The sequence below is a fragment of the Bacillus sp. FSL W8-1141 genome (genome assembly GCF_038593205.1).
Lineage (GTDB): Bacteria > Bacillota > Bacilli > Bacillales > Bacillaceae > Bacillus > Bacillus altitudinis.
Window position 1 is genome coordinate 2218405 of the sequence record NZ_CP151973.1, and the last position, 26755, is coordinate 2245159.

General features: G+C 42.3%; 32 protein-coding genes and 1 riboswitch. Of the genes, 3 read left to right on the plus strand and 29 right to left on the minus strand.

Features of this window, described 5'->3' with window-relative positions; genetic code table 11:
* Window positions 1–52 precede the first annotated feature (52 nt).
* From NSQ52_RS11265 to NSQ52_RS11375, 23 genes are all read right to left on the minus strand, one after another.
* Window positions 53–907: a TlyA family RNA methyltransferase gene (locus NSQ52_RS11265; RefSeq protein WP_007501164.1), complete on the minus strand. Its 855-nt coding sequence runs from the start codon at window positions 905–907 to the stop codon at window positions 53–55.
* Window positions 904–2805, minus strand: a complete 1902-nt coding sequence (gene dxs, locus NSQ52_RS11270; protein ID WP_007501165.1) for a 1-deoxy-D-xylulose-5-phosphate synthase — start codon at window positions 2803–2805, stop codon at window positions 904–906. The genes NSQ52_RS11265 and dxs overlap by 4 nt, the downstream gene beginning before the upstream one ends.
* A 151-nt stretch (window positions 2806–2956) precedes the next feature.
* Window positions 2957–3847, minus strand: a complete 891-nt coding sequence (locus tag NSQ52_RS11275) for a polyprenyl synthetase family protein (protein WP_284725452.1) — start codon at window positions 3845–3847, stop codon at window positions 2957–2959.
* Window positions 3837–4097, minus strand: a complete 261-nt coding sequence (locus NSQ52_RS11280) for an exodeoxyribonuclease VII small subunit (RefSeq protein ID WP_003215880.1) — start codon at window positions 4095–4097, stop codon at window positions 3837–3839. The genes NSQ52_RS11275 and NSQ52_RS11280 overlap by 11 nt, the downstream gene beginning before the upstream one ends.
* Window positions 4081–5439, minus strand: a complete 1359-nt coding sequence (gene xseA / locus NSQ52_RS11285) for an exodeoxyribonuclease VII large subunit (RefSeq protein WP_274660595.1) — start codon at window positions 5437–5439, stop codon at window positions 4081–4083. The genes NSQ52_RS11280 and xseA overlap by 17 nt, the downstream gene beginning before the upstream one ends.
* A gap of 70 nt (window positions 5440–5509) precedes the next feature.
* Window positions 5510–6361 (minus strand): bifunctional methylenetetrahydrofolate dehydrogenase/methenyltetrahydrofolate cyclohydrolase FolD, encoded by an 852-nt coding sequence (folD, locus tag NSQ52_RS11290; RefSeq protein ID WP_007501171.1) that lies wholly within the window; start codon window positions 6359–6361, stop codon window positions 5510–5512.
* An 11-nt stretch (window positions 6362–6372) separates the two neighbouring features.
* Window positions 6373–6768, minus strand: a complete 396-nt coding sequence (gene nusB, locus NSQ52_RS11295) for a transcription antitermination factor NusB (RefSeq protein WP_012010530.1) — start codon at window positions 6766–6768, stop codon at window positions 6373–6375.
* A 209-nt stretch (window positions 6769–6977) separates the two neighbouring features.
* Entirely contained in the window at window positions 6978–7385 is a 408-nt protein-coding gene (locus tag NSQ52_RS11300) for an Asp23/Gls24 family envelope stress response protein (RefSeq protein ID WP_017357965.1), read from the minus strand.
* Between the two features lie 25 nt (window positions 7386–7410).
* Complete coding sequence (gene accC / locus NSQ52_RS11305; RefSeq protein WP_024718863.1) at window positions 7411–8760, minus strand: acetyl-CoA carboxylase biotin carboxylase subunit; 1350 nt, start codon at window positions 8758–8760, stop codon at window positions 7411–7413.
* A gap of 11 nt (window positions 8761–8771) precedes the next feature.
* The gene (gene accB, locus NSQ52_RS11310; protein WP_024718862.1) at window positions 8772–9254 is read right to left on the minus strand and encodes an acetyl-CoA carboxylase biotin carboxyl carrier protein; all 483 of its coding nucleotides are present in this window, start codon (window positions 9252–9254) and stop codon (window positions 8772–8774) included.
* Window positions 9255–9448: 194 nt separating this feature from the next.
* Entirely contained in the window at window positions 9449–10081 is a 633-nt protein-coding gene (locus NSQ52_RS11315) for a SpoIIIAH-like family protein (protein ID WP_173408461.1), read from the minus strand.
* Window positions 10081–10752 (minus strand): stage III sporulation protein AG, encoded by a 672-nt coding sequence (gene spoIIIAG, locus NSQ52_RS11320; RefSeq protein WP_035390787.1) that lies wholly within the window; start codon window positions 10750–10752, stop codon window positions 10081–10083. Before spoIIIAG ends, NSQ52_RS11315 begins: the two co-directional genes overlap by 1 nt.
* Window positions 10745–11377, minus strand: coding sequence for a stage III sporulation protein AF (spoIIIAF, locus tag NSQ52_RS11325; protein ID WP_024718859.1), 633 nt, complete (start codon window positions 11375–11377; stop codon window positions 10745–10747). The genes spoIIIAG and spoIIIAF overlap by 8 nt, the downstream gene beginning before the upstream one ends.
* A gap of 14 nt (window positions 11378–11391) precedes the next feature.
* A complete protein-coding gene (gene spoIIIAE / locus NSQ52_RS11330) occupies window positions 11392–12585 on the minus strand; it encodes a stage III sporulation protein AE (RefSeq protein ID WP_017357967.1) in 1194 nt (397 codons plus the stop codon).
* A 19-nt stretch (window positions 12586–12604) separates the two neighbouring features.
* On the minus strand, window positions 12605–13018 hold the full coding sequence (spoIIIAD, locus tag NSQ52_RS11335; RefSeq protein WP_087978339.1) for a stage III sporulation protein AD: 414 nt from the start codon (window positions 13016–13018) through the stop codon (window positions 12605–12607).
* Complete coding sequence (gene spoIIIAC, locus NSQ52_RS11340) at window positions 13015–13221, minus strand: stage III sporulation protein AC (protein ID WP_003153142.1); 207 nt, start codon at window positions 13219–13221, stop codon at window positions 13015–13017. The genes spoIIIAD and spoIIIAC overlap by 4 nt, the downstream gene beginning before the upstream one ends.
* Window positions 13222–13240: 19 nt before the next feature.
* Entirely contained in the window at window positions 13241–13756 is a 516-nt protein-coding gene (spoIIIAB, locus tag NSQ52_RS11345; protein ID WP_007501189.1) for a stage III sporulation protein SpoIIIAB, read from the minus strand.
* Window positions 13750–14673 (minus strand): stage III sporulation protein AA, encoded by a 924-nt coding sequence (gene spoIIIAA, locus NSQ52_RS11350; protein WP_024718857.1) that lies wholly within the window; start codon window positions 14671–14673, stop codon window positions 13750–13752. The genes spoIIIAB and spoIIIAA overlap by 7 nt, the downstream gene beginning before the upstream one ends.
* 66 nt (window positions 14674–14739) lie before the next feature.
* Entirely contained in the window at window positions 14740–15021 is a 282-nt protein-coding gene (locus tag NSQ52_RS11355; protein ID WP_017367580.1) for a YqhV family protein, read from the minus strand.
* A 173-nt stretch (window positions 15022–15194) separates the two neighbouring features.
* Window positions 15195–15752: an elongation factor P gene (efp, locus tag NSQ52_RS11360; RefSeq protein ID WP_007501192.1), complete on the minus strand. Its 558-nt coding sequence runs from the start codon at window positions 15750–15752 to the stop codon at window positions 15195–15197.
* A gap of 25 nt (window positions 15753–15777) precedes the next feature.
* The gene (locus tag NSQ52_RS11365; RefSeq protein ID WP_007501193.1) at window positions 15778–16839 is read right to left on the minus strand and encodes a Xaa-Pro peptidase family protein; all 1062 of its coding nucleotides are present in this window, start codon (window positions 16837–16839) and stop codon (window positions 15778–15780) included.
* Window positions 16836–17279 carry a type II 3-dehydroquinate dehydratase gene (gene aroQ / locus NSQ52_RS11370; protein ID WP_007501195.1) on the minus strand — a complete coding sequence of 148 codons (444 nt, stop codon included), beginning with the start codon at window positions 17277–17279 and terminating at the stop codon, window positions 16836–16838. The genes NSQ52_RS11365 and aroQ overlap by 4 nt, the downstream gene beginning before the upstream one ends.
* A 109-nt stretch (window positions 17280–17388) precedes the next feature.
* A complete protein-coding gene (locus tag NSQ52_RS11375; RefSeq protein ID WP_017367582.1) occupies window positions 17389–17916 on the minus strand; it encodes a YqhR family membrane protein in 528 nt (175 codons plus the stop codon).
* A gap of 221 nt (window positions 17917–18137) precedes the next feature.
* On the opposite strand from NSQ52_RS11375, the gene NSQ52_RS11380 reads away from it, so the two are divergent.
* Entirely contained in the window at window positions 18138–19094 is a 957-nt protein-coding gene (locus tag NSQ52_RS11380) for a DUF1385 domain-containing protein (protein ID WP_255835850.1), read from the plus strand.
* 38 nt (window positions 19095–19132) lie between these two features.
* Window positions 19133–19528: an SA1362 family protein gene (locus NSQ52_RS11385; protein ID WP_008342206.1), complete on the plus strand. Its 396-nt coding sequence runs from the start codon at window positions 19133–19135 to the stop codon at window positions 19526–19528.
* Here NSQ52_RS11385 and NSQ52_RS11390 read toward each other — a convergent pair.
* The 3 genes from NSQ52_RS11390 to NSQ52_RS11400 all read right to left on the minus strand — a co-directional run bounded on the left by NSQ52_RS11390 (window position 19525) and on the right by NSQ52_RS11400 (window position 21859).
* Window positions 19525–20400 carry a patatin-like phospholipase family protein gene (locus NSQ52_RS11390; protein ID WP_041091753.1) on the minus strand — a complete coding sequence of 292 codons (876 nt, stop codon included), beginning with the start codon at window positions 20398–20400 and terminating at the stop codon, window positions 19525–19527. The genes NSQ52_RS11385 and NSQ52_RS11390 overlap by 4 nt on opposite strands.
* A 102-nt stretch (window positions 20401–20502) precedes the next feature.
* Window positions 20503–20937, minus strand: coding sequence for a transcriptional regulator MntR (gene mntR, locus NSQ52_RS11395; protein ID WP_003215946.1), 435 nt, complete (start codon window positions 20935–20937; stop codon window positions 20503–20505).
* An 85-nt stretch (window positions 20938–21022) separates the two neighbouring features.
* Window positions 21023–21859, minus strand: coding sequence for a biotin/lipoate A/B protein ligase family protein (locus NSQ52_RS11400; RefSeq protein WP_017357972.1), 837 nt, complete (start codon window positions 21857–21859; stop codon window positions 21023–21025).
* A 219-nt stretch (window positions 21860–22078) separates the two neighbouring features.
* Here NSQ52_RS11400 and NSQ52_RS11405 point away from each other — a divergent pair, with 219 nt between their 5' ends.
* Complete coding sequence (locus tag NSQ52_RS11405) at window positions 22079–22459, plus strand: rhodanese-like domain-containing protein (RefSeq protein WP_024718853.1); 381 nt, start codon at window positions 22079–22081, stop codon at window positions 22457–22459.
* A gap of 39 nt (window positions 22460–22498) precedes the next feature.
* Here the strand turns inward: NSQ52_RS11405 and gcvPB are convergent, their stop codons facing one another.
* Genes gcvPB through gcvT form a run of 3 tightly spaced genes read right to left on the minus strand, consistent with a single transcriptional unit; the run spans window position 22499 to window position 26412 of the window.
* Window positions 22499–23959, minus strand: a complete 1461-nt coding sequence (gcvPB, locus tag NSQ52_RS11410) for an aminomethyl-transferring glycine dehydrogenase subunit GcvPB (RefSeq protein ID WP_024718852.1) — start codon at window positions 23957–23959, stop codon at window positions 22499–22501.
* Window positions 23952–25298, minus strand: a complete 1347-nt coding sequence (gcvPA, locus tag NSQ52_RS11415; RefSeq protein ID WP_342473344.1) for an aminomethyl-transferring glycine dehydrogenase subunit GcvPA — start codon at window positions 25296–25298, stop codon at window positions 23952–23954. The genes gcvPB and gcvPA overlap by 8 nt, the downstream gene beginning before the upstream one ends.
* Window positions 25299–25314: 16 nt before the next feature.
* Window positions 25315–26412, minus strand: a complete 1098-nt coding sequence (gene gcvT / locus NSQ52_RS11420) for a glycine cleavage system aminomethyltransferase GcvT (protein WP_072367814.1) — start codon at window positions 26410–26412, stop codon at window positions 25315–25317.
* A gap of 203 nt (window positions 26413–26615) precedes the next feature.
* A riboswitch (glycine riboswitch) is annotated at window positions 26616–26723 on the minus strand.
* Window positions 26724–26755: the final 32 nt, after the last annotated feature.

The following is a 26755-nucleotide window of genomic DNA, read 5'->3' on the forward strand; positions in this document are numbered from 1 at the left end:
CAACAATCTAAAAGGAATAATAGCGAGCTATTATTCCTTTTGTTTCAATAATTCATGTGTCAGCCGGCTCAGGACTGTTTTTCTTTTCTTTCAATACGGCATGGGCTTCTTTGACGACTTTTTCAAGTTCAGATACTGGAAGTGCCGTATTCTCTTCTTGATCGGGATGCAGGACCAAGTGGAGGAGAAATTCGATATTTCCATCTCCGCCTGTAATCGGTGAAAACGAAACATCCTTTACATCATAGCCTTCTTTTGCAGCAAATTGATTCATTTCTTCTAGCACACCAAGATGTACAGAAGGTTCTCGCACAATGCCTTTTTTTCCAACAAGCTCTCTGCCCGCTTCAAACTGCGGCTTCACTAGCGCAATACAGTCGCCGCCTGGGATAAGAATATGCTTTAGTGCGGGAAGAATGAGTTTGAGCGAGATAAATGATACATCAATAGATGCAACCTCTGGTAATCCTTCGGTGAAATCTGCCGGAACAGAATGGCGGAAGTTGGTGCGTTCCATGACGATCACCCGATCATCCTGTCGTAATTTCCACGCAAGCTGATTGTAACCAACATCCACAGCATAGGATTTGACTGCTCCATTTTGGAGTGCGCAATCTGTAAATCCCCCTGTTGATGAGCCGATATCAATTAAAAGCTTTCCTTCAACGGTTAAATCAAATTCCTGAAGTGCCTTTTCGAGCTTTAGCCCACCTCGGCTGACATATTTCAGCGGATTCCCCTTCACAGTCAGCGGGGTATCACGAGCGATTTTTTCTCCTGGCTTATCCAAACGGTTTTCATTTGAGTAAACGATCCCTGCCATAATGGCGCGTTTTGCTTTCTCTCTCGTTTCCATTAGTCCTTGTTCGACTAATAAAACGTCAAGTCGTTCTTTCTTTGATGTCATGATCCAATTCCTTTTCTTGGTGCTGCGGGAAGCAGGTCACGCAATGTTTCAGCAACCTGTGTTTTCGTCAGTCCAATTTCCTCAAGTAGCGCATCGACACTTCCATGCTCAATAAATTCATCTGGAATGCCCATACGTTCTACTTTGATATGAGATGCTTTCTTATCGTGTATATATTCTAAAACGCTGCTGCCAAATCCACCCTGAAGCACCGCTTCTTCTATTGTTAAAATTGGCAAACCTTCAGACAGTATCTCATTTAACATGCCTTCATCAAGAGGCTTAATGAAACGTGCATTGACAACACGGATTGATTTCCCTTCTTTTTGCAGTTCTTCTGCTGCCTGCAGCGCCATTTTAATGGTTGTACCGAATGTTAAAATGACAGCATCTTTCCCGGGACGAAGAACTTCCCAAGAACCAATTGGGATGGTTTTCAGCTGTTCATCCATTTTGACGCCTAGTCCATTTCCACGCGGGAAGCGCATGGCGATTGGACCATCATCATATTGAATGGCTGTGTTGACCATATGCTGTCCTTCATTTTCATCCTTTGGCATCATGAGAACCATATTCGGCATATGACGCATGAAAGCAATGTCAAACACACCTTGATGTGTTTCTCCATCTGCACCGACAAGACCTGCACGGTCAATTCCAATGAACACATTGAGATTTTGACGGCAAATATCATGCAGCACTTGATCATAGGCTCTTTGAAGGAACGTTGAATAAATCGCTAAAAATGGCTTCATGTCCTGTGTAGCAAGTCCGGCTGCCATTGTTGCAGCGTGCTGCTCTGCAATTCCAACATCAAACATTCGCTCAGGGAATTCTTTTGCAAACCCTTCAAGCTTTGAGCCAACAGGCATTGCAGGTGTAATCGCGACAATCCGCTCATCTTCCCGTGCAAGCTTTCTGACGGTTTCACTGACGAGACCACTCCATGACGGTGCAGCTGCTGTCGGTTTTACAAAGTCACCTGTGTCGATTTTGTAAGGGCCTGTTCCGTGCCATGTGCCGATCTTATCAGATTCGGCCGGCTTATAGCCTTTTCCTTTTTTCGTGATGACATGAAGGAGAACCGGGCCTTTTGTTTTCTTTGCGTATTCAAGATTTTCAAACAAATCTTCATAGGAATGTCCATCTACTGGTCCTAAGTAAGTAAAGCCCATTTCCTCAAAGAACATACCAGAGACAAGCAAATATTTCAGACTGTCCTTGATACGTTCTGCTGTTGCAGCAAGCTTCCCGCCTACTGCTGGGATACGCTTGAATAAGTATTCAAGCTCGTCCTTTACCCATTGGTATTTACCAGCTGTACGTAGTCTGCCAAGCATTGTATGGATCGCACCAACGTTTGGCGCAATACTCATTTCATTGTCGTTTAAGATCACAATCATGTCTTTTTTTTCATCCCCGATATGGTTCAGTGCTTCTAACGCCATACCGCCGGTTAGTGCACCATCGCCGATAATCGGGAGAATGTATTCATCTGTTCCTTTAATGTCACGCGCTGCTGCCATTCCCATTGCACCAGATAATGAGGTTGAACTGTGTCCAGTCTCCCAAACATCATGTTCACTTTCATTTCGTTTGGGGAAACCGCAGAGCCCTTTATATTGACGAAGCGTATCAAACTCGGCGCCTCTTCCAGTTAACAGCTTGTGAACGTAAGACTGATGTCCAACATCCCAAAGAAATTTGTCTTTCGGGCTGTCAAATACTTTGTGAAGTGCAACAGTAAGTTCAACGACACCAAGGTTTGGACCAATGTGCCCACCAGAGTTCGCTAACGACTCAATTAAAAACGTGCGAATGTCCGCACTCAGCTCCTCTAATTCTGCATTTGACATTCCTTTTAGAAACGTTGGATTTTTTATTGATAAAAGATCCAATCAGGATCAACTCGCTTTCAACAAAATTTCTATCTACATATATAATGCCTTATTCCTATGAAAACCAATTCAGGAATAAGAGTTGTCTCATCATGATAAACTGTTTACAGTTTACCACAATTGCTCGAGGACCCTCAAATCTAGGCTGTTTTTAGTGATCTCGTGAGGCAATCAGATCGCATAAATCATGCAGCAAGTTTTGCTCCAACTCAAGATTTGAGACAATTTCTTTCGCACGAGTGATATGTTCATCCAGCTTTTCTTTTGCTCCTGAAAGCGTTAATAAAGAAGGATATGTCGACTTTTCATTTGCTGTATCGGAGCCGATCCGCTTTCCTATTTTCTCTTCGCTGCCTTCAAGATCTAAAATATCATCACGGATTTGAAAAGCAATGCCAATATGATAGCTGAATTCTCTCAGCTTTTCGATCTCATCATCAGATGCACCTGCCAGTATCGCACCAGCAACCACACTAAAGGTGAGTAGCTTTCCTGTTTTGCGGGCATGAATCGATTCTAATTCAGAAAGAGGGATTTGTTTCTGTTCTGCTTCCATATCATCAAATTGTCCGCCAACCATTCCGAGTGCACCTGCTGATGTAACAAGTTCATCGATGATTCGAAGCTTTTGATCAGCAGGTACATCGTCAGATAATTGCGATGTAATCAGACGGAAGCTTTCAGTGAGCAGCGCATCACCTGCAAGAACAGCTGTTGCCTCGCCGTATACTTTATGGTTGGTCGGCTTTCCTCTGCGCAGATCATCATCGTCCATACAAGGAAGATCATCGTGTATCAAGGAATACGTATGAATCATTTCCACTGCACAACCTACTGGTATACCGTCTTCTTCCTTTTTCCCATACGCATTTAAAAGAGCAAGAACAAGGACAGGACGCAGTCTTTTTCCGCCAGCTTTCAGAGAATAAAGCATAGATGATTTCAGCTCTTCTGGAATAGACAATTCCTGCACATATGTAAATAAATAGTCTTCAATTGCATGTTTTCGTGTTGTTAAAAATTCGTTTAAGTTACTTGTCACCAGCATCTGCCTCCTTCACAGAAAAAGGAGCCAGTTCACCGTCCTCTTTTAAAATGAAATCCATTTGCTTTTCAACATGCTGTAATTTTTCATGGCAAAGTTTTGAGAGCGTCATACCCTCTTGGAAATAGTGGATAGCTTGTTCTAGCGGTACATCGCCTTCTTCGAGCTTTCCCACAATCTCTTCAAGTCCTTTCATGGCCTCTTCAAATGTCATTTGTTCTTCTTTTTGTTTATTTGATTCTGTCATGATAATTGCCCTCCTTCTCAATAACCTCACAAATCAGACGTCCATCCTTCATTGTAATCGTCAGTTGATCCTTCGTTTCTACTTGATTCACACTTTTAATGAGCTCATCTTCTTTATAAGCTAAACTATAGCCTCTTTCCATGACTTGAAGCGGGTTTAATGCATTTAGTTTACCAAGAACCGATTGGAACTGCGAATGAATTGTTTTCATTTGCACATTCATGCTCCGAACGAGCTGTTCTGTTTCATTGGCGTGACGTTTTTTCGCCTGAAGCAGCTGCTCTTTTGGATGAAGCGGCTTCAGTCTATATGTTTGGCGGTCAAGTTGACTGCGTTTTTGTTCCATTTGTCTTGTCAGCTGTTTTTGAAAACGATCAAATATCATATCGAATTGCTGCTCTTTTTGCTCTTGTAATCGTTTTGGAAATCGGAAAGCATAAGAGGATTGAAGTGCCACAAGACGGTCTTTTGCTTGTGACGTTCGATTTTTTACTGCTCTTGTTAACCGAATGTCGATTGATTTGATTCGTTCAATTAAATCAGCGGTGCTTGGAACAGCTAGTTCTGCTGCTCCTGTTGGTGTGGGTGCTCTCATGTCTGCAGTGAAATCACTAATGGTAAAGTCTGTTTCGTGCCCAACTGCAGAAATGATTGGAATGTCTGATGCGAAGATCGCTCTTGCGACTGCTTCTTCATTAAAGGCCCAAAGTTCTTCAATCGATCCTCCGCCTCTCCCGACAATCAAGACATCACAAAGTTGTTTTTCATTGGCTTCTTTAATCCGTTCCACAATCGAACGCGGAGCATTTTCTCCTTGGACTAATGCCGGAAGCACAATGATCTTGGCCTGCTGATAGCGCCGATTGATCGTGGTAATGACATCTCGAACAGCTGCTCCTGTTGGGGATGTAATGACACCAACAACCTCTGGATATTCAGGAATTGTTTTTTTATAGCGCTCATCAAATAAGCCTTCACTTGCTAGTTTCTTCTTCAGCTCTTCATAGGCAAGATGAAGAGCACCAACACCATCAGGCTGCATTTCTTTTGCATATAATTGATAGCTTCCGCTCGGTTCGTAGACTTGAATTCCGCCACGTACGAACACTTTCATTCCGCTCTTTGGTGAAAAAGGTAGCTTGGACGCGGAGCGCTGGAACATAACAGCTTGCATACGTGCATTTTCGTCCTTTAAGGTGAAATAAACATGACCTCTTGAATGAATCTTCACATTTGATAACTCACCTTTGATCCAAATATCTTCTAAATGAGGGTCAACATCAAATTTTCTTTTTATGTATTTTGTAAGGGCTGTGACCGTCACAAAGGCTTTTTCACTCATGACGTATTCCTCCTCTTCAAAAACGCACATTCATCCACCGGCAGCACGCAGGTGGATGAATGGATCAAGCTTATGATAATGTACGTTTTGCTGATTTAACCGTATTGTGTGCAAGCATCGTAATTGTCATTGGACCCACTCCGCCAGGGACTGGTGTGATGTAAGAAGCTTTTTCTTTTGCTGCTTCAAAGTCAACGTCCCCTACAAGTTTCCCTGTTTCTAGACGATTGACTCCTACATCAATGACAATAGCGCCTTCTTTAATTTGGTCAGCTTTAATAAAGTTTGCTCGACCGACGGCAACAACTAAAATGTCCGCTTTTAACGTATGTTCTGAAATGTTCGCCGTTCTTGAATGACAGTAGGTGACGGTTGCATTTTCGTTTAATAGCAATTGTCCAACTGGTTTGCCGACGATATTGCTTCGTCCTACAACGACCACTTCTTTGCCAGAGAGATCCACACCTGTTTTGTTCAATAATTCAACAATACCTGCTGGTGTGCAAGGGAGGAATGTGTCTTCCCCAAGTAGCATTTTCCCGATATTCAGCGGATGAAAACCATCTACGTCTTTCTCTGGTGAAATTCGTTCAATGACGGCTTTTTCAGAAATATGTTTTGGCAGTGGAAGCTGAACAAGAATTCCGTGGAATTGATCATTCGCATTGTACTGATCAATCATCTTTAGCAATTCCTCTTCTGTTAAAGAAGCATCTAAATGATCAAGCTGGAAATGCATGCCCATGGCTTCTGCTGCTTTTTTCTTCCCGCGTACGTAAGAAAGTGAAGCCGGATCATCACCGATTAGAATAACGGCAAGACCAGGTGTGACTCCTTTTTGTTTTAGCTCTTCTACTTCTTTTGCTAATTGTTCACGCTTTTCTTTTGCTGTTTCTTTCCCATCGATGATTGTTGCTGTCATGTCGAATCCTCCTATTGCTGCTTTAGGTCGTTTTTAATGTTTGAAAGTACACCATTTACAAATTTCGGCGCCTTATCGTCACCGAACAATTTAGCCAGTTCAATGGCTTCATTCATTGAAACACTCACCGGGATATCTTCTTGATATACCATTTCGTACACAGACAGCCTTAAAATGGCTCTGTCTACGTTCGCAATACGATCAAGTTTCCAATTCACAAGATGCTGTGAAATCATGTCATCGAGCTTGTCCTTTTGTTCGAGCACACCGAAAACCAGTTCCTCGAAAAAAGGATCTGATTCTTGTTCATCCAGCGCATGTGTAATGGCCTCTTTCGGATCAATATTGCTGACATCAATTTGAAATAATGTTTGTAGCGCCTTTTCTCTTGCAGTTCTTCTTTTCATTATTTACTCCTTTAACCACTTTATCCGCTTGTCGTTAAGCCATACAGAGATCATAACATATTTTGACCGTAGTCGCACCAAGATCCATGCGAGCTGTGACGAAAAACGAATCACTCCATGCGTGACGTAATCATCATGCGGAATTTTCCCAAAAATGGGCTTTAAAAAACCAAAGAGGCAATGCCTCCTTGGTTTCACTTCAACCCTTTTTACATTTCTTGATCAACTTCAGCTTCAGCTGTTTTTGTATCAAATTGAATGCCAACGACATGAATGTTGATTTCATTAATCGTTAAGGCCGTCATGTTTAATAGGGTTTGACGGATATTTTCTTGAACAGCAGTGGATACCTTTGGAATGGATAGGCCAAATTCAACCACACAATACACATCAATTGTGATGCCTTCATCAGAGACATCTACTTTCACACCTTTACGGTGATTTTTCTTCCCAAAGCGTTCTGCCACATCAGCAGCGAAGTTGCCGCGCATTTCCGCAATTCCTTCGACCTCTGATGCAGCGATCCCAGCAATGACTTCAATCACTTCTGGCGCAATTTGCACTTTTCCCAATTGATCTTCATCAAGGTTCATTTCAAGCAAATTGTTTTCTGACACGATCATTCACCTCCGAAAGCTGTTATTATTTCATAATTTGATACGTTTCTAAAAACTTCGTATTAAAATTACCGCTCACAAATGTTTCGTGCTCTAGTAATCTGAGGTGGAATGGAATCGTTGTGTAGACTCCTTCAATGACGAATTCTTGAAGCGCACGTTTCATTCTTGCAATTGCTTCTTCTCTCGTTTTACCATATGTGATCACTTTCGCAATCATACTATCGTAATATGGCGGAATCACATAACCAGGGTAAGCGGCAGAATCAATACGTACTCCTAAACCGCCTGGCGGAAGGTACATTTTAATTTCACCAGCAGAAGGCATGAAATTTTTCTCAGGGTTCTCTGCGTTAATACGACATTCAATCGCCCAGCCTTCGTATACGACATCCTCTTGCGTAAGGGAAAGCTTTTCACCTGAAGCTACTTTGATCTGTTCTTTGATCAAATCAACACCAGTGACCATTTCCGTTACAGGATGCTCTACTTGGATACGTGTATTCATTTCCATGAAGTAAAACTTCTCTTCATTATAATCGTAAATGAATTCAACCGTTCCGGCACCTGTGTATTCAACAGCTTCGGCTGCTTTTACGGCAGCTTCACCCATTTGCTCACGAATATCTGCATTTAGTGCAGGTGATGGCGTTTCTTCCAGAAGCTTTTGCATTCTTCTTTGGATAGAACAATCACGTTCACCTAAGTGAATGGTATTCCCATGCTGATCAGCAAGGACTTGAATTTCAACGTGTCTAAAGTCTTCAATGAATTTCTCCAAATAGACACCTGGGTTCCCGAAGTTTTGTGCTGCTTCCTGCTGCGTGATGGTGACACCGTTAATGAGCTCTTCTTCTGTGCGAGCCACACGGATACCTTTACCACCGCCGCCTGCAGTTGCTTTAATAATGACAGGATACCCAATACTAGCTGCTGTTGAAACAGCATCATCAAGATCTTTTACAATTCCTTGAGAACCAGGGACAATTGGAACTCCAGCTTGCTTCATTGTTTCTCTTGCCACATCTTTCGTTCCCATTTTGGAAATTGCTGACGCAGTTGGTCCAACAAAGATGACATTACATTCCTCGCAAAGCTCTGCAAAGTCTGCATTTTCAGCAAGGAAACCATATCCTGGATGGATGGCATCTGTACCTGTTAGTTTTGCCACACTGACAATATTTGTCACATTTAAATAACTATCTTTTGAAGCAGTCGGTCCGATGCAATATGCTTCATCAGCCATTTGAACATGCAGCGCATCACGATCCGCTTCAGAAAATACCGCAACTGTTTCAATTCCAAGCTCTTTACAAGCACGGATGATTCTAACTGCGATTTCTCCTCTGTTTGCAATTAATAGCTTTTTAATCATGATCGTACTCCTTACTCTGCTTTCACTAGAAAGAGGGGTTGTCCGAATTCTACAAGCTGACCGTTTTCAGCTAATACTTCGACGATTTCGCCTTTTACTTCTGCTTCGATTTCATTAAACAGTTTCATCGCTTCAACGATACATACAACTGAGTTTTCCTTCACTTTAGAACCTGTTGTCACATATGGATCTGCTTCTGGTGAAGAAGAAGCGTAAAATGTGCCAACCATTGGGGATGTGATTTTATGCAGGTTTTCAGACGCGGCTCCCTCTTGTGCAGGGGCTTCGGTCTGAGCTGGAGCTTGTGCTTTAGGAGCTTGTTGAGCTGGAGCTGCTTGGACAGGAGCCACTGGTGCTTGTGCCGCAACTTGCTGAACGACTTCTTTATTTTTCTTTAACTTGATTTTTGCGCCTTCATTTTCGTACGTAAATTCATCAATTGTTGATTCGTCAATTAATTTAATTAGTTCATGAATCTCTTCAATTTTTAACATGGATTTGCACCCCTATGTATGGATTTATCTTTTTTTATAGGCTAGTACTAAAAGTACATACTATAACCATCTTACAGGAGGATTTCGTTGAATTCAACTATTAATGTGATGAGACACCTCGCGCAAGCACCTGAAAAAGGGCGTCAACCCGCATGAAAAAACGCCCTTTTCAGAAAAGGGCGCTTGTGCATTTTTTATTGATTCGATGGCTCAAAAGTGACGGCTACGTTATCAAGCCCTCTCATTTCTTTTGTGACCAAATCAATAATATCTGCTGCTTGGGACTTTGATTTTTTATCAGAACGAACCGTGATGTTCACTTTATCTCCTTCTGCACTGACGAGCGCATCTTTATATCCTTTTGTTTTGATTAATGTCTCCAGCTGACGCTCTGTTCCTTCTGCCTCACTAAGCGCTGTCATTTGATCATAAGCTTCACTTTTTTCTTGCGCTGTTGCATCATCGCTAGACACGATTTCGTTATACTCTTCACGCTGCTTGCTGCGCTTATCTTCCAGTTCAAGTCTGTAGGTTGTGAAAAGTTCATCGTCGGTCTGCTCTGATACAGCCTTTCCTTCTTCTCCACTTGTTTCAACATCTTCTTGTTTCGCATTGGTTTCTTTGTCAGTTGATTTCTCTTCTGCGTTCTTTTCGGTTCCTTTATCAGTCCCTTTTTCTGGCTCAGTCTTTTTCTCTTCCATTCCTTTTGATTTTGTATCTTCTACTGTCACAGCATTCTCACCTTGTGGGGACATGATATAGTACACACTTAATACGACAACTAAACTTAGCATCGTTAATAGCCAAACCGTTTGTTTTTTTAACATCATTCCGAATCCTCCTTGATTTTTTTAGGGGCAACAGCCACTCTATGGCTCGGTACATCAAGCACTCGTGTAACCGCTTCAATGATGGTTTTCTTTATTTGAACGTTGTCTACTCCTTGAGCAACAACGAGGACACCTCGAATGTCTGGCTTTTTCGTTTGGACAACAACAGGTGTTTCTTCATTTCCATTTTTAATAATGACAATCTCTTCTTCTTTTGTTTGATCCGTGACACTTCGCACGCCGCCTTCTTTGTCTGTTTCCTCGGTCGTAGTGCTTTTATTGGATTTGTTTTTTTCAAACACTTTTAAAGAAGTTGCGTCTACATTTACCACGATGGATACATCCTCAACACCAATGATCGTTTCTAAAATTTCTTTCAGCTGATTTTCGTATTCTTGTTCAACATCCTCTATCGAGTTGTTTGACTTACCTGAAGAGGATGGTTTGAACACCGCCTGCTCTTCTGAGGATGTTTTTTTAGACGCAGGAACAGCAGCCTCTTGTTTGCTTGATGGCGGTGACAGAATTTGACTGACTAACATGAATGACACGCCGATGATGAAGACAAGTAGTAAGTAATGGTGCTTCGTTAATTTTGGTTTCCCTTCACCTTTTTCAGGTGCTTGGAACATTGATTTCAGTTTTTGTCTCCAGTCCTTGTTATTCATGATCTGCTGCGTCACCTCCCTCAATGTTGAGCGCAATGTGTTCAGGCCGTGTATTCCAAACATCTGCAAGCGTCTCTTTCACCCTCGCCATCTCTTTTGCTGACGTCTCGGCGCTTTCCTCCTTTTGCCTGGAGAGATCAATGTCGACCTTTGCCACCGTTTCTACAGCATCACCTGTGAGCGGGACAAGGACTGCTTTGATGCGAAATTGATCTGCCTCCATATTCTGATCAAGGTGCTCCTCATCTGCCAACACTTCTACGTGTTTCATTTCATAGCTCTCCTTCTCCAGTGGCTCCTTTGCGCTTTTTTCTAGTTGGACAGCCATTTGCTTTAAAATATATGCACGCTGTGAAGCTTGTATTTCTTTTTTTTCTAAATTCATCTGATTTTTTATTTCTTCTGATTGCGCTTGGTCCTTCCCTTTCATGATTTCTGAGAAAATTTGGTCCGGATCTGCCCGGAATAACGCAAAGATCGGATTGAGCATCACGACAATTAACAATAAGCTGACGACCATTTTTGCATACTTCTGCATGCTTGAATTGGGAAGCAAAAGATCAATCACAATCGCAAATAAAATAAATAGGATAATACTTGTGATCCATTCTGTGAGAAAACTCAAATGGTGTCCCCTCCTTACTTCATCATCATGGTGAGGTTGCCAGCTGTGATGATAACGGTAATGCTTAAAAAGAACATAAGCGATACAACAGCTAATGCAGCAAATATATAAAGAACACTTTTTGAAATGACATCAAGGCAGCTAATAATTGGCCCGCCCCCTAAAGGCTGAAGAATCGCAGCGGCCAGTTTATAAATCAGAGCGAGCGACAGCACTTTAATCGCTGGGAAAGCCGCAATTGAAATCAAAATGGCGACGCCTACAAGGCCAACCGTATTTTTCAGCAGCACAGAGGCGCTGATAACGGTATCTGTCGCATCTGTAAACATTCTGCCAAGGACAGGGATGAAATTTCCGGTAATAAACTTGGCTGTGCGAAGAGCGATTCCATCAGTGATAGCAGCAGATGCCCCCTGTACAGAAATGACGCCGAGGAATACAGTTAAAAAAACAGCGAGCCCGCCAATGGCGACATTTCTTAACAGCTGGGCAAGCTGGGTCACTTTGTATTGTTCGGTCAATGTACTGACTATGCTCAAGATCGCTGATAAAAAGATGAGCGGAAGAACGACATATTGAATAAAAACACCGCTCGTGTTCATTAAAAACAAAATCACAGGATGAAAGAATCCGGCTGAGACAAGCCCGCCTGATGAGGCAATAAGTGCTAATAAAAGAGGAATAAGAGCAAGAATAAAACTAGTCATCGTTTGAATGGCTTCTGTTGCATAAGAGATCGCAACATGAAAACTGTTTAATGCAATAATGATAAGCACCATATAAACAAGAGCGTATGCAACTTTACTAACAGTGCTTTGTTCAAACGCATTTTGCAAAAGCTGCAAAAGCGAACAAAAGATGGTAAGTAATATAAGTGTGCCTAAGAGCTTTCCATTGGCAATCAGCTCATGAAACAGATAATGAACAAAAGCCTTCAGCCACGTTTGGGGAGACAGCTCTTTATCGCCATCGATCATTTCCTTCACAGTACCTTTTTGGCTTTCAGGCAGAAAGCCGCCATACTCGTCCAATATCGTTTCCCAAAAGTCACTGATAGAATGAAGCTCTAAGGCATCAGCCTGTCCACCCGCAACTTCTTCTGCGACCGGTTCTTCACTTGATAAAGGCACACTTTCTTCTGCACCTGCATACGGAACGATCATCCAAAAGAACATCATAAACCCCAGCACAGCTGTCACCCGTTTCATCATCATCACCTCTTTTCCATCAAGTCATGGACGGGATCATACCTAGGATCGTCTCAATGATGACCGTTAAAATCGGTACCGCCATGACCAAAATAAGAATCTTGCCGCCAAGCTCTATTTTTGAAGCGATGGCGCCTTGTCCAGCATCCTTTGTGAGCTGGGCACCAAATTCTGCAATATAGGCAATGCCAATGATTTTCAAAATGGTTTCAACGTATTTCATATTGACGCCTGCACTTGCTGCAATTTTTTCAATCATGGAGATAATGGCATAGATTTGATCGATTAAATAAAGGAAAATGACACACCCAGTAAACACAACAAGCATAAAGGCAAAGGTTGGCTTTTGTTCTTTGACGATTAATGCTAGAAAAGTAGCGATTAAACCAAGTCCAACAATTTGAATAATTTCGATTTGTAAGCCCTCCCCTATCCTTGAAATAGAAATACGGCTTTAATCTTCTTAAACAAATCATCCACAATGGTAGCAACCATAAATAAAATGTAGATAAATCCAAGCAGTGTGACCCACTGTGCGTACTCTTTTTTCCCCATTTGATCTAAAATCGTATGGAGAAAAGCCACGACGATACCCACTCCCGCAATTTGGAAAATGACGTTTACATCAACGCCCATGCTCTCGACTCCCTTCCTCTCACATCAATAACAGAATCAGTAGTAACCCACTTAGAAAACCAAGACTTCTCACCATTTTTTCATTTTTCGCTTGGGCAACTTCAGCTTCTTTCTCCTCTGATTCCAAATGGCCTAAAGCTAGCTTGATATATTTTTGCTGAGCCGTCACATCATGCTGACCAAGGGTTTCTCCAAAGTGCTTCAGCGCCTCATATTCGCCTTTTTTTAATACGGTTTTTTTCCATACATCCTCTAGACTTTCATTCCATGCATGCCTCGCAGAAAAGGTTCCGACGTTGAGTTTTTCTGCAAATTGTTCAAATAGCCGATTCACAGGCGGTCCTACTTGGGACGCAATTTGGTCAGCGGCTCTAGCTAAAGGTGTTTGACCATACATAATTTCAGCTTCAAGAGATTGGAGTGCAAACCGGAGCTGGCGGATTTGCTTTGGCCGATCACTGTACCGCTTTGCAAACTCGAATCCTCCCCATGTCGTAGCCGCAACAATGAAAATAGCACCAATAAGCTTTAACATACGTCCACTCCCCGCCTCCGCTTCAGCTCTTGTCCCTCTTGGTCAAATATCCGTCCGATCGTGCCAGGCCCTTTTTCTCTATTTAATTCCACATATCGATCAAACACACGAAGCTGCCATAACGGTTCAAATGATGGCCGTTTAGATAAGTCTTCAAGAGAATACCCATGAGCTGAGACGATAATGGTGACTCCCGCATGGATTGCTTCTAACAGTGCCTGTACATCTTCACTTTTTCCGATTTCATCGACAATGATGACTTCTGGGCTCATGGATCTGATCATCATCATTAATCCTTCAGCCTTTGGGCACGCATCAAGTACATCAATCCGGTGCCCAAAAGAATGCTGCGGCACTCCTCTTATACAACCTGCGATTTCAGAGCGTTCATCTACAATCCCTGTTTTTCTAGGAGAAATGGCTGTTGTTCCTGTACTGACAAGACGTGCTAGATCACGCAGCAATGTCGTTTTCCCGGTTTGCGGCGGACCTATAATCAGTGTGTTACACCAATGTTTTTCATATAAATAAGGGAGAAACGGCAGAGCAATTCCGATCTTCTCTTTTGCGATGCGAATATTAAATGAAGAAATATCTCTTAAACCTTTGACGAATCCATTTTCGACGATGACCTTTCCAGCAAGCCCAACCCGATGTCCGCCAGATATGGTGATATAGCCCTGTTTTAACTCTTCCTCAAGTGTGTACATACTGTAATTACTGAGCCTGCCTAATAACTGAGCCGCATCTTCACCTGTTGTATAATAGGAAAGAAAGCGGGGTTTTCCTCCTTGCATCAGCTCAATTGGGCGATCGGTGCGAATGCGGATTTCTTCTATTTGCGCCCACTCTGCTTCTTTTAACATGCTGAGTTCTTGTCCAATTGAGTGCGGGAGAATATCCAACAAACTCCGCAACGAATTCCCCTCCTTTTTTTCTTCTCTAAAATGTATGATGCATGCCGTTAATTATGCCAAGCCATTTCACTTATAAATTCCAACAAGAATAAATACGACACCAATGAAAATAAACACAAGCTTCGCATAGGATAACTGCCCTGCAATTTGGTAGATTCCAATCGTCATCGTAATAATAAAAATGAGCGGCCCGATGATCGCTAATATACTATTGATGACAACCGCTTTACGCACATCATTTGTCACTAAAATGAGGATGGCGGCCGTCAGTTCAATCGCGGCAGATAAAAACCTCATCCCTGCCATGGCAGCGACTGATGGGTGTATACCCGGGAGAAATTGTTTCATATAGAACCTCCAGCTTTTTTTACACTATATGCTTCACTAGCTAGAAGTAGTCTTGTTTTTCAAAAGGAAGAGAGATGGATGAGAGAATAGAGTAAGGGGTGTCATAACGAGGCGTCCTATTTTTCAAATAAAAAAAGACTGTAAACACGAGGTTTACAGTCTCTCTCCGTTCATTACGCTCTTGAAACGTATGAACCGTCAGATGTATTGATCACTAGTTTATCACCTTGGTTCACAAAGAAAGGAACGTTCACGATTAAACCAGTTTCTGTTTTTGCAGGTTTTGATCCACCTGATGTCGTATCACCTTTAATACCAGGCTCTGTTTCTACTACTTCTAGTTCTACAGTGTTTGGAAGTTCTACTCCAAGTGTTTCATCACCGTACATGACGATTTGAACAGACATATTTTCAAGCAAATATTTCAGCTCATCTTTGATTTGCGCTTCGCTTAGTTCAAGTTGTTCGTATGAGCTTGTATCCATGAATACATGCTGATCGCCATTTGCATATAAATATTGCATTGTTTTTGTTTCAATTTGAGCTTTCGCTACTTTTTCACCTGCACGGAATGTTTTCTCTTGAATCGCACCTGTACGTAGGTTACGAAGTTTCGAACGGACAAACGCTGCGCCTTTTCCTGGTTTTACGTGTTGGAAATCCACTACACGCCAAATACCGCCGTCCACTTCAATTGTCAGGCCTGTACGAAAATCGTTTACTGAAATCATTTTGTCATCCTCCTACATTTCACCATCATAATATGATAAGTTCTTTCGGTGAGTGGGTCAATCGTTTATTGCCGTCAGCTGTCAGGACAATATCATCCTCAATTCTCACGCCGCCGACATCTGGCAAGTAAATGCCTGGTTCAACTGTCACAACCATTCCCTCTTCTAACACGACATCTGAGCGTGAGGAAAGGCCAGGTGCTTCATGTACTTCCATACCAAGACCATGTCCAGTCGAATGCCCGAAGTATTGACCGTAGCCATACTTTTCAATGATGTCTCGTGTGATGCGATCAGCTTCTTTTCCTGTTAAGCCTGGCTTGATTTTATCCACACCAGCGTTTTCTGCTTCTAATACGATATGATAAATTTCCTTTAATTTGTCGCTTGGTGTTCCTACAGCAATGGTTCTTGTCATGTCTGAGCAATAGCCTTTATAATAGGCACCGAAATCCAGTGTCACCAAGTCGCCAGATTCAATCACCTTTTCGCTCGCTCTCCCGTGTGGCAGGCTTGAACGAACGCCAGAGGCAACAATCATATCGAATGAAGATCCTTCTGCCCCTTCTTTTCTCATGAAAAATTCAAGCTCGTTCATGACCGCAATTTCTGTCAGGCCCGGCTTGATGTACGTGAGAATATGATCAAAGGCATGATCTGCAATCTTCGCAGCTTCCTCTAATATCTTAATCTCTTCATTAGACTTAATCAAGCGCAACTTTTCAACTGATTCTGAGACTGGAACAAGCTCGATACCGCTTGCTTTCCCCGAGTACTGCTGGTAGGTGGCAAATGTCATATGGTTTTGTTCAAAACCAAGACGTTTCACCCCAAATTCGTTTGCCGTTTGGACAGCAGTTTCCACAATGTTTCCTTTATGTTCAATGATGTCATAGCCCTTTACTTGATCCTTGGCTTGCTCCGTGTAACGAAAATCCGTAATAAAGGCGGCACGATCCTTTGAAACGATGGCAAGACCGGCTGATCCAGTAAAACTCGTCATATAATGTAAATTAAAGCTGCTCGTAATCACTAAACCATCTATGTCTAATTCGGCTAAAAGTTTTCTTAGTTTTTCAAGTTTCATGATACTGCTCCCCCTTCACTGACTAAATAACGAATCGCCAATTTATATCCTTCTAAACCAAGTCCAACGATTTGACCTTGGCATACTGGAGCAAGAACCGAATGATGGCGGAATTCCTCTCTCTTATGAACATTTGTGATATGTACTTCGATGACAGGTAACGTAATACTTGCAATGGCATCTCTCAGTGCATAGCTATAGTGGGTAAAAGCACCCGGGTTAAACACGACGCCATCGTACTGATCTTCTGCTTCATGAAGCGCATCAACCAAATCTCCTTCGTGATTCGATTGAAAGAACGTCAATTGAATATTTGCTCTTTCTGCAAACTGAAACAAATCCGTTTCTAAATCTGTTAGTGTTTTACTTCCATAAACTCCTGGCTCTCTCTTGCCGAGCCTATTTAAGTTGGGCCCATTCAGCACTAGAAAATGAGGCATATGACCACTCCTTCACCCTAATTCACTCTATATCGATGTCTGTTTCTTTTTCCTTAGAAACCTTTCGTTTCCAAAAATAATTTTATCATATGAATGGTGGATTTACACTTTATTCTGTCTTTTTCCCGAGTGCCCTTGCAAGCTTCTGACTCGTTAATTCATTGTATTCAAATGAAATACTGTATCCGACAAACATGCCATATAAAATATATAGGCAAAATGTCGTCACAATGGTGCTTTGCTGCAAATCTTGCACTTGCTTCACATCGGGGAATATAGGATTAAATACATAAAAAACAAGCAGCCACAAAATCCCTCCATAAATCAGTCCCATCCAAAAACCTTTGATCCGTTTGAGCAGTCCATAATAAATAAAGGCTGCCCCAATAGATAAAATCCCTAAAAGAACAATACTCATAAATGTACCAAGTCCGCCTTTTTTCCATTCACCAAGCACAAATGGCTGCAGCAGCATATTTGGACTCACCTCTGAAAAATGAAACATATGGGTCAGAAATCCGATAAAGCCCCAAAAAACTCCGCCGACAAAACCTGTGGCTGCTGCCCTTGCCACCATTGAAGACGTTTGTACTGATTGATTTTTTTCTTCTTGGTTTTTCTTTTCATCACGTTTCATATGAACACCTCCAGCAAGTAGTATGTCCAAAATGTCATGAAAAAAAAGGATTTCCGTGCGAGAGTGTAAAATTTTTATAACAGGGTATACTGGCTAAAAAGAGGTAGATAGAATTCTAGTAGATAATCGACCTGTGAGCTAGTGATTTCCCCTCTTTTCCTGTACAATAAAGGTATAAGGAAATGCATGTAAATTACAGGAAACAGGCAGGTTGATGAAATATGTCCAATCAAACAAAACCTCCAGCATATGGAGGGCAGGCAGTTGTGGAAGGTGTGATGTTCGGAGGTAAAAAGAACTATGTGACAGCGATCCGGCGTAAGGATCAGACCATTGAGTTTTTAAAGCTTCCCCGGACCTCCAATAAACGAACCGCCTTTCTTAAGAAAATCCCTTTTGTCAGGGGTGTTGCTGCACTTGTTGAAGCAAGCGCAAACGGCAGTAAGCACTTAAACTTCTCCAGCGAGCGCTATGACTTAGATCCTTCTGAAGATCATTCTCTTGAAAAAGAACAAAAAAGCTCGAAATTATCAATGATCTTTGGCATTGCTGTGATCGGAGTTCTCTCTCTTCTTTTTAGTAAATTTGTCTTTACTTTAGTGCCTGTCTTTTTAGCCGAACTTGTGCGTCCGGTGTTTTCTGGAAACTTCGCACAAATTGCAGTGGAAACATTCTTTAAATTGATCCTGTTATTAGGCTATATTTACTTTATTTCCATGACCCCTTTAATTAAAAGGGTATTTCAATATCATGGGGCAGAACATAAAGTCATAAACTGCTATGAACAGAATCTTGACATCACAGTGGAAAATGTCCAAAGCCAATCTCGCCTGCATTATCGATGCGGCAGCAGCTTTATTTTATTCACTGTCATTGTCGGCATGTTCGTCTATTTACTCGTACCGACAGATCCTTTATGGGTGAGAGTTCTGAATCGCTTGGCGCTTATTCCGGTTGTTCTGGGCATTTCATTTGAAGTGCTTCAGCTCACAAACAAACTCCGTGACGTGCCAGTGCTTAAAGTGCTTGGCTATCCTGGCCTTTGGCTGCAATTGCTCACAACAAAAGAACCCTCTGATGATCAAGTCGAGGTAGCCATTGCAAGTTTTAATGAACTTCTTCGTTTAGAGGAAGCATCTGCGAAACAAGCATCAGATTCTGCTCATCAAGTGATCTAGTTTATAAATCCGGTAAATTCTTTCGGAGGTGGACAGTTATGAATCGCCGAGTACATCCTGCTTTTACCATTATTTTCGCTTTAGGTGTTTTGGGATTTGTGTATTTACTCACAACGAATCCAAGCAGACTCTTTACAATGCTGCTATCAGTTGTGATCATTGGAGCGGTTATGTTTTTCCTATTTAGATGGCTGATGAATCGAAGAACTGGAACAGAAGGAAATCTTTATCGTAAAGCAGTCAAACAATCAAAACGTCGCTACCAGCAGCCTAAACCAAAAACGAAAAGCCAGATGAAAAACCGGGTCACTCATTTGCGAAGCGTGCCGACTGACCACAAGTCTAAGCCCGTCCTTCTCAAAAAGAAAAGCCAAACACATTTGACAGTCATTGAAGGCAAGAAAAACAAAAAGAAAAATCGCGCCTTATTTTAAAATGTCCAGCTCTTTAAAAATTGCTCGGCCTTCTGTCTGCCTAGATCGACGAGCGCCTTTTTCTTTTCTGTCATGAGATGAAAATCAGTGGCAATGACGTGTTCTACAGGGATAAAAATAATATGACGTTCGTGTTTTGTGGCAATATGTCTTTCGTCATGAGCACCACGCATCGTTTCAAATAGAGCGCCAAACAGTTCAAACGCATTGCGGATGGAATGTTGAGGGCGTTCTTTTTCGTTTGGGGTTAATGTGACACCGACAAACGGTCTTTTTTTCTCTTCAGCAAAAAGCCAAATCGGAAAGTTGCTGAGCACGCCGCCATCCACTATGGTACAAATTCCTTTTGAAGACCTTAGTTTGACGGGTTCAAAAAAATACGGCAGACTGCAGCTCATCCGAATGGCTCTGGCGACAGAAAACCGTTCTGGATTTAACCCATAGGAAGGAAGGTCATCTGGAAGGACAAGGATTTTGCCATTTGTTAAATCAGAAGCGACGATTTTGAGCGTATCTTTTTTCAGATCACCGAATACGGTGACGCCTTTTCGTTTTAACACGTCTGTCAGCCATTTTTCTAGACGGTCACCTTTGTAAAGGCCAAGACGCCAATAAATAGACACCCACCTGAGCATTTTAAACGGGATGAATTGACACCTTCGGTCAAGCAATTGATGCTCATCCATTTCGTCTAACAGCTCCCGAATCTCCTGACTCGTAAAACCCGCTGCGATGAGTGAAGCAATGATTGCTCCCGCACTTGTTCCAGCGAGACGGACAAATTGAAATCCTCTTGCTTCAAGCGCTTCATAGGCGCCTGCAAGTGCTGCACCCTTAATGCCTCCACCTGAGAACACACCATCTATCTTCATCAAGGAGCCCCCTTTTCTGTCACACTATTAATAGTGTAGGAGCATTTGCCTTTCATTAGAACTATATTCAAAAAGGACACCCTTCGCCAGGTGTCCTTTTTCTTAAGATTCTTGATTTGTTTGTTCGTTTTTCTTTTGAATCGCTTTCAGCTGAACGGATCGCTCATCGTTTTCTTCAAAGAATTGGACGAGGTCGCCGATGCGGTCAATGCTGTTCCAGCTGAGATGATGCTCAATACCTTCTACATCATCATAAATTTTCTCTTCATCTACACCAATGATTCTTAAAAATTGCTCTAGCAGTTCATGTCTGTATACGAGACGTTTTCCAATTTTTTTGCCTTTCGGGGTTAAAATTAGACCACGATATTTCTCATAAATGAGGTATTCATCTTTATCTAGCTTCTGAACCATTTTTGTTACAGAGGAGGGATGGACAGCGAGGGCTTCTGCAATATCAGATACTCTTGCATATCCTTTTTCTTCTATCAGCATATAAATTTGTTCAATATAATCTTCCATACTAGGTGTAGTCATAAAACCCCTCCAAAATGCACCTTTACTTAATAATCATAACAATTCTACACCATCGCCCATTAAAAAACAAGAAGAGTCCTTCGTCTTAACGCTTGTAATTCCAATCATCTGTGGCGTATTTCGTTTTGGCGAGGTGATGAACAAATGCCAACTCTTCATCTGTCAGCTCATAAGGCACAAGCTCGATATTTAATCCTTTTTCAAACCCTCGTTTAAATGCAACACGCGCATCGTCTATCGTACATGTTCGATCTGAAATTTCATTGATCGCCACCGCTTTGTTTTTAAAGCTGCGCTGCATCCGCTCTCTCACCCGGTCGTTTGGATACAGAAATAAATCAAACAATTTGTCCTCATCAAGATCAATTAAGATCGAGCCATGCTGGAGGATCACACCTTTTTGTCTTGTTTGCGCACTGCCTGCTACTTTTCTGCCTTCTACAACAAGCTCGTACCATGAAGGCGCATCAAAACATACAGACGATCTTGGATTTTTTAAGCTTTCTTTTTCTTTTTCTGTACGAGGAATGGCAAAATACGCATCGAGTCCCAGTTCTTTAAAGCCCTCTAAAATCCCTTCTGAAATGACGCGGTATGCCTCTGTCACCGTCGCTGGCATCTCTGGGTGCTCTTCTGACACGATCACACTGTAGGTCAATTCCTGATCATGAAGAACACCGCGACCTCCTGTAGGCCTGCGAACAAATCCAAGACCATAGCGCTCAACCGCTTCCATGTTGATTTCTTTTTCAACATGTTGAAAATATCCAACAGATAATGTCGCTGGATTCCAACCATAAAAACGGATCACAGGCGGGATCAGCTTCTCGCTATGCCAATAAAGCAAGGCTTCGTCCATGGCCATGTTAAAGGCTGGGTCTTGGTTTCCTGTATCAATGAAACACCATTTCTCTTTTTGCATATAAAATCCCTTCTCTTTTACGTAGTCAATGTTAGATAATGGTGGTGACCACCGATTTTCTCTCTTCATCAGTCTATCAAATAGGGAAGGAATTGAAAATAATTCTTACCATTTATGATGACAAGTTTCTTTTGCTTTACTATAATAGTATTTGTCTAAAACGTACCATCAGACAGGTGACTGTGCTGATGCTCAAGAAGGAGTCGAGTCGTATTGCCAATATTCAACTATATCGTCCTCTCACTTTGTGGACTTTTCGTTCTTTATTCCATCGGCAGTTACATTTATCAGCAGCGCATAATGAAAACGCTGACGGAAGCAGAATTTATCAAAGGTTACCGCAAAGCCCAACTCATTGATGTGAGAGAACCAAATGAGTTTGAAGGTGGACATATTTTAGGCGCAAGAAACATTCCCCTTTCACAATTAAAGCAGCGCAAAAATGAAATACGCCCTGACAAGCCTGTTTATCTCTATTGCCAAAATAATTTAAGAAGCGGAAAAGCTGCTCAAACGTTACGTAAAAATGGCTGTCGTGAGATTTATAATTTAAAGGGCGGCTTTAAAAAATGGGGCGGCCGCATTAAAACAAAGAACTAACAAAAAAGACTCTGGGAGCTAATGCCCCCATGAGTCTTTTTATTTTCTTTCAAAAACCAGCACTGGATTCCGTGCAGCCTTTGTTTCATCCATTCGTTTCACAACGGTTGTATGTGGTGCTTCCTGTACGATTTCTGGGTTCTCTTCCGCTTCTTTTGCAATTTGAATCATCGCTTCAATAAATGCATCAAGGGTTTCTTTTGATTCTGTTTCAGTTGGTTCAATCATGATACATTCCTCTACATTTAGCGGGAAGTAAATCGTTGGCGGATGATAGCCAAAATCAAGTAATCGTTTGGCAATATCAAGTGTCCGCACACCTAGTTTCTTTTGACGTTTACCTGAAAGGACAAATTCATGCTTACAGTGGCGGTCAAATGGCAAATCATAATGAGCACATAAGCGGCGCATCATATAGTTTGCATTCAACACCGCATGATCCGTTACAGCCTTTAAGCCGTCTGGTCCCATAGAGCGGATATACGCATACGCTCTGACATTGATACCAAAGTTCCCATAGAACGGTTTCACACGGCCGATAGATTCTGGACGATCGTAATCAAAGAAATAACGACCTTCTTTCTTCACAAGCACTGGCTTTGGCAAATATGGAATCAAATCCTTTTTCACGCCAACTGGACCTGAACCAGGGCCTCCTCCTCCGTGTGGACCTGTAAAGGTTTTATGAAGATTTAAGTGAACCACATCAAATCCCATATCCCCCGGTCTTGCTCTGCTTAATACAGCATTTAAGTTCGCTCCATCATAATAAAGCTTCCCGCCTGCTCCGTGGACGATTTCAGCCATTTCTAAAATATTTTCTTCAAAAAGGCCGAGTGTATTTGGATTTGTGAGCATGAGAGCCGCTGTTTCTTCATTGACAACACGGCGCAGGTCGTCTAAATCGACAAGCCCATGTTCATTAGATGCCACCGTAATCGTTTCAAATCCTGCTACTGTTGCAGATGCGGGATTTGTTCCATGAGCAGAATCAGGCACGATGACTTTTGTTCGTTTAAGATCTCCTCTTGCTTCATGGTATGCACGAATCATCATGAGCCCCGTCCATTCGCCATGTGCTCCTGCCGCAGGCTGTAATGTCACGGCGTCCATTCCTGTAATTTCTTCTAAATGGTCACCTAAATCATAAAGTAACTCTAATGCACCTTGCACAGTGTCTGCCTCTTGAAGTGGATGCACGTTCGAGAAACCTGCAAGACGTGCCACCTTTTCGTTAATCTTTGGATTATATTTCATCGTACAAGAGCCTAGAGGATAAAAGCCAGAATCGACCCCGTGATTACGCCTAGATAATGCTGTGTAGTGACGCATAATATCCAGTTCAGAAACCTCTGGCAGCTCCGCATCTTCATGGCGGATATACGCTTCATCAAATAAATCTGGGAGCTTCTCCTCAGGTACGTCTAAATCAGGCAGGCTGTAACCAATTCTTCCTTCTTTGGATAATTCAAAAATAAGCGGCTGATCTTGTTTATTCATGACGATCCCCCAATTCCTTGATGAACGTATCAATTTCTTCTTTTGTTCTTAGTTCTGTCACAGCGACGAGCATATGCTGCTGAAGCTCTGGATAATCCCGTCCCAAGTCATATCCGCCGATGATTCCTTTTTTAAGCAATCGCTCATTCGCTTCTTTCACAGGTTCATTCAGTTTCAACACAAATTCATTAAAATGAGCGCCCTCTATTTCAGCCTGTAACCCATGTTTTTCTGCCTGCGTCTTGGCATAATGGGCTTTTTGTACGTTTTGATAGGCAATGTCTTTGATACCTGTTTTCCCAAGCGCCGTCATCGCAACAGAAGCGGCTAACGCATTTAATGCTTGGTTTGAACAAATATTTGAAGTCGCTTTGTCTCTTCGGATATGCTGCTCTCGCGCTTGAAGGGTCAGCACAAATCCTCGCACACCGTTCTCGTCTTCTGTTTGCCCGACTAAACGCCCCGGCACTTTCCGCATTAATTTTTTCGTCACAGCGAAATATCCACAATGAGGTCCGCCAAATGCAGCTGGAATGCCAAATGGCTGCGCATCACCAACGACAATATCTGCCCCAAGCTTTCCTGGTGGTGTCAGTAAACCAAGTGCAAGCGGGTTACTTGAGACGATGAATAAACTTTTCCCTTTATGCGCAATCGGTTCAATGTCTTTTAATGGTTCAACAACACCGAAGAAGTTTGGGTATTGTACAAGGACCGCTGCTGTTTCGTCGCAGACGGCTTCTTCTAATGCGGCTAGATCGGTCTGACCTTTTCGCGCAGGTACCTCGATGACTTCAATATGCTGTCCTTTCGCATATGTTTTCAGCACCGCTCTTGATTCAGGATGAACCGTCTCAGAGACCACAATCTTTTTCTTTTTTGTATGTCCTGCTGCCAGCATCGCCGCTTCAGCTAATGCCGTTCCGCCATCATACATCGAGGAATTGGCAAGATCCATGCCAGTCAGCTCAGCAATCATTGTTTGGAATTCAAAAATTGCCTGCAATTCACCTTGAGAAATTTCAGGCTGATAAGGTGTGTACGCTGTATAAAATTCAGAACGTGAAATCACATGATCGACAATCACAGGCTGGTAATGATCATACACACCAGCACCTAAAAACGAGGCATAGGCCACTGTATCTTTATTTTTTGCAGCAAGACGAGACAATTCCCGCACTAGCTCTGTTTCAGATGCGGCTTCTTTGATGTTGTACGCACCTTTGAATCTGACTTTCTCTGGGATATCTGAGAAAAGCTCATCAATTGACTGAACACCGATGACATCCAGCATTTCTTTTTGATCTTGCTCTGTTTGCGGCAAATACCTGTGCTTCATCCTCTATTCCTCCTCGTTATTTGGCTCTTTTATAAAATGGTGTAGCGACGATTTTGGCTTTTAGACGTTTTTTACGAACTTGCACTTCCACTTCTGTCCCAAGCTGTGCCTCTGATGTTTCAATCAAGGCAAGCCCAATATTTTTCTTTAATGTTGGAGATTGTGTACCGGTTGTGACTACACCAATCTGCTTATCTCCTGAGAAGACCGGATAGTCTGTCCGCGGAATCCCCTTATCTATCATTTCAATCCCGACAAGCTTTCGCTTCGGTCCTTCTTCTTTTTGTTTTTTAAGTGCATCTTTTCCGATAAAATCTGCTTCTTTATCCGTTTTTACAGCAAAACCAATGCCGCCTTCTAAAGGAGAAATATCCTTCGTGAGCTCTTGGCCATAAAGCGGGAGTCTTGCTTCAAATCTTAAAGTGTCACGTGCACCGAGTCCACATGGGATCAGTCCTTTCGGCTGTCCGGCTTCTAATAAAGCGGTCCAAAGGTGAACAGCATCTTCTGACTGGCAGTAGATTTCAAAGCCATCTTCTCCTGTGTAACCGGTTCTTGAGACAAGCACCTCTTTTTGCGCAATTATCGCTTTTGATAAAAACGTAAATGGCTTCAGTGATGTTACCTCTTCATCCGCAACATCTTTGATGATGTCAGCAGCAAGAGGTCCTTGAAGGGCTAACAAGGCGGTTTGATCAGAGACATTTTTAATGAAAACGTCTTCCTCACCTTGATGTTTCAGCAGCCAATCCACATCTTTCTCAATATTTGAAGCATTGATCACAAGTAAATAGTTGTTCTTTTCTTTTTGGTAGACAAGCAGATCATCCACCGTTCCGCCATCTTCATAACACATGGCTGTATATAATGCCTTACCGTCTGTCAGCTTTGACAGATCATTGGTTAATAACCTTTGTAAAAAAGGAAGGGCTCCCTGACCTGTGACTTCCACCTCACCCATGTGAGACACGTCAAACAGCCCTGCTTTTGTTCGAACAGCTTCATGTTCTTCTTTAATGGAAGAAAATTGGACAGGTAATTCCCAGCCCCCGAAGTCAATGGTTTTTGCGCCAAACGTTTCATACGCATGAAAAAGCGGTGTTCGTTTCAACATCAATCGTTTCCCCCTTTTTTCTTACAGTGCACATCACAAGCTGAATTTTCAGAAAAAAATCACAGCAAAAAAGGACAGAGCGCTCCCTTTTATCAAAAAGAAGTCTCTGTCCTTGCACCTGAAAGTTTACAGCACAACATCATTGTGCGTTTTCCCCTTTGGTGGTTTGCTAAAAATCGCTGCGCAAACACTCTCCAGAGTTGCGTCCGGTAAGAGTACTTTTGCCTGAGAGATTCACTGAACCAATTCAGCTTGCTCCTTCGGCGCCTGTCAGTGCAAAATAACCGCTAGGTCTCTCCCCATACCATCATCCGCTCATATTCTTCACCTTTATTGGACATAC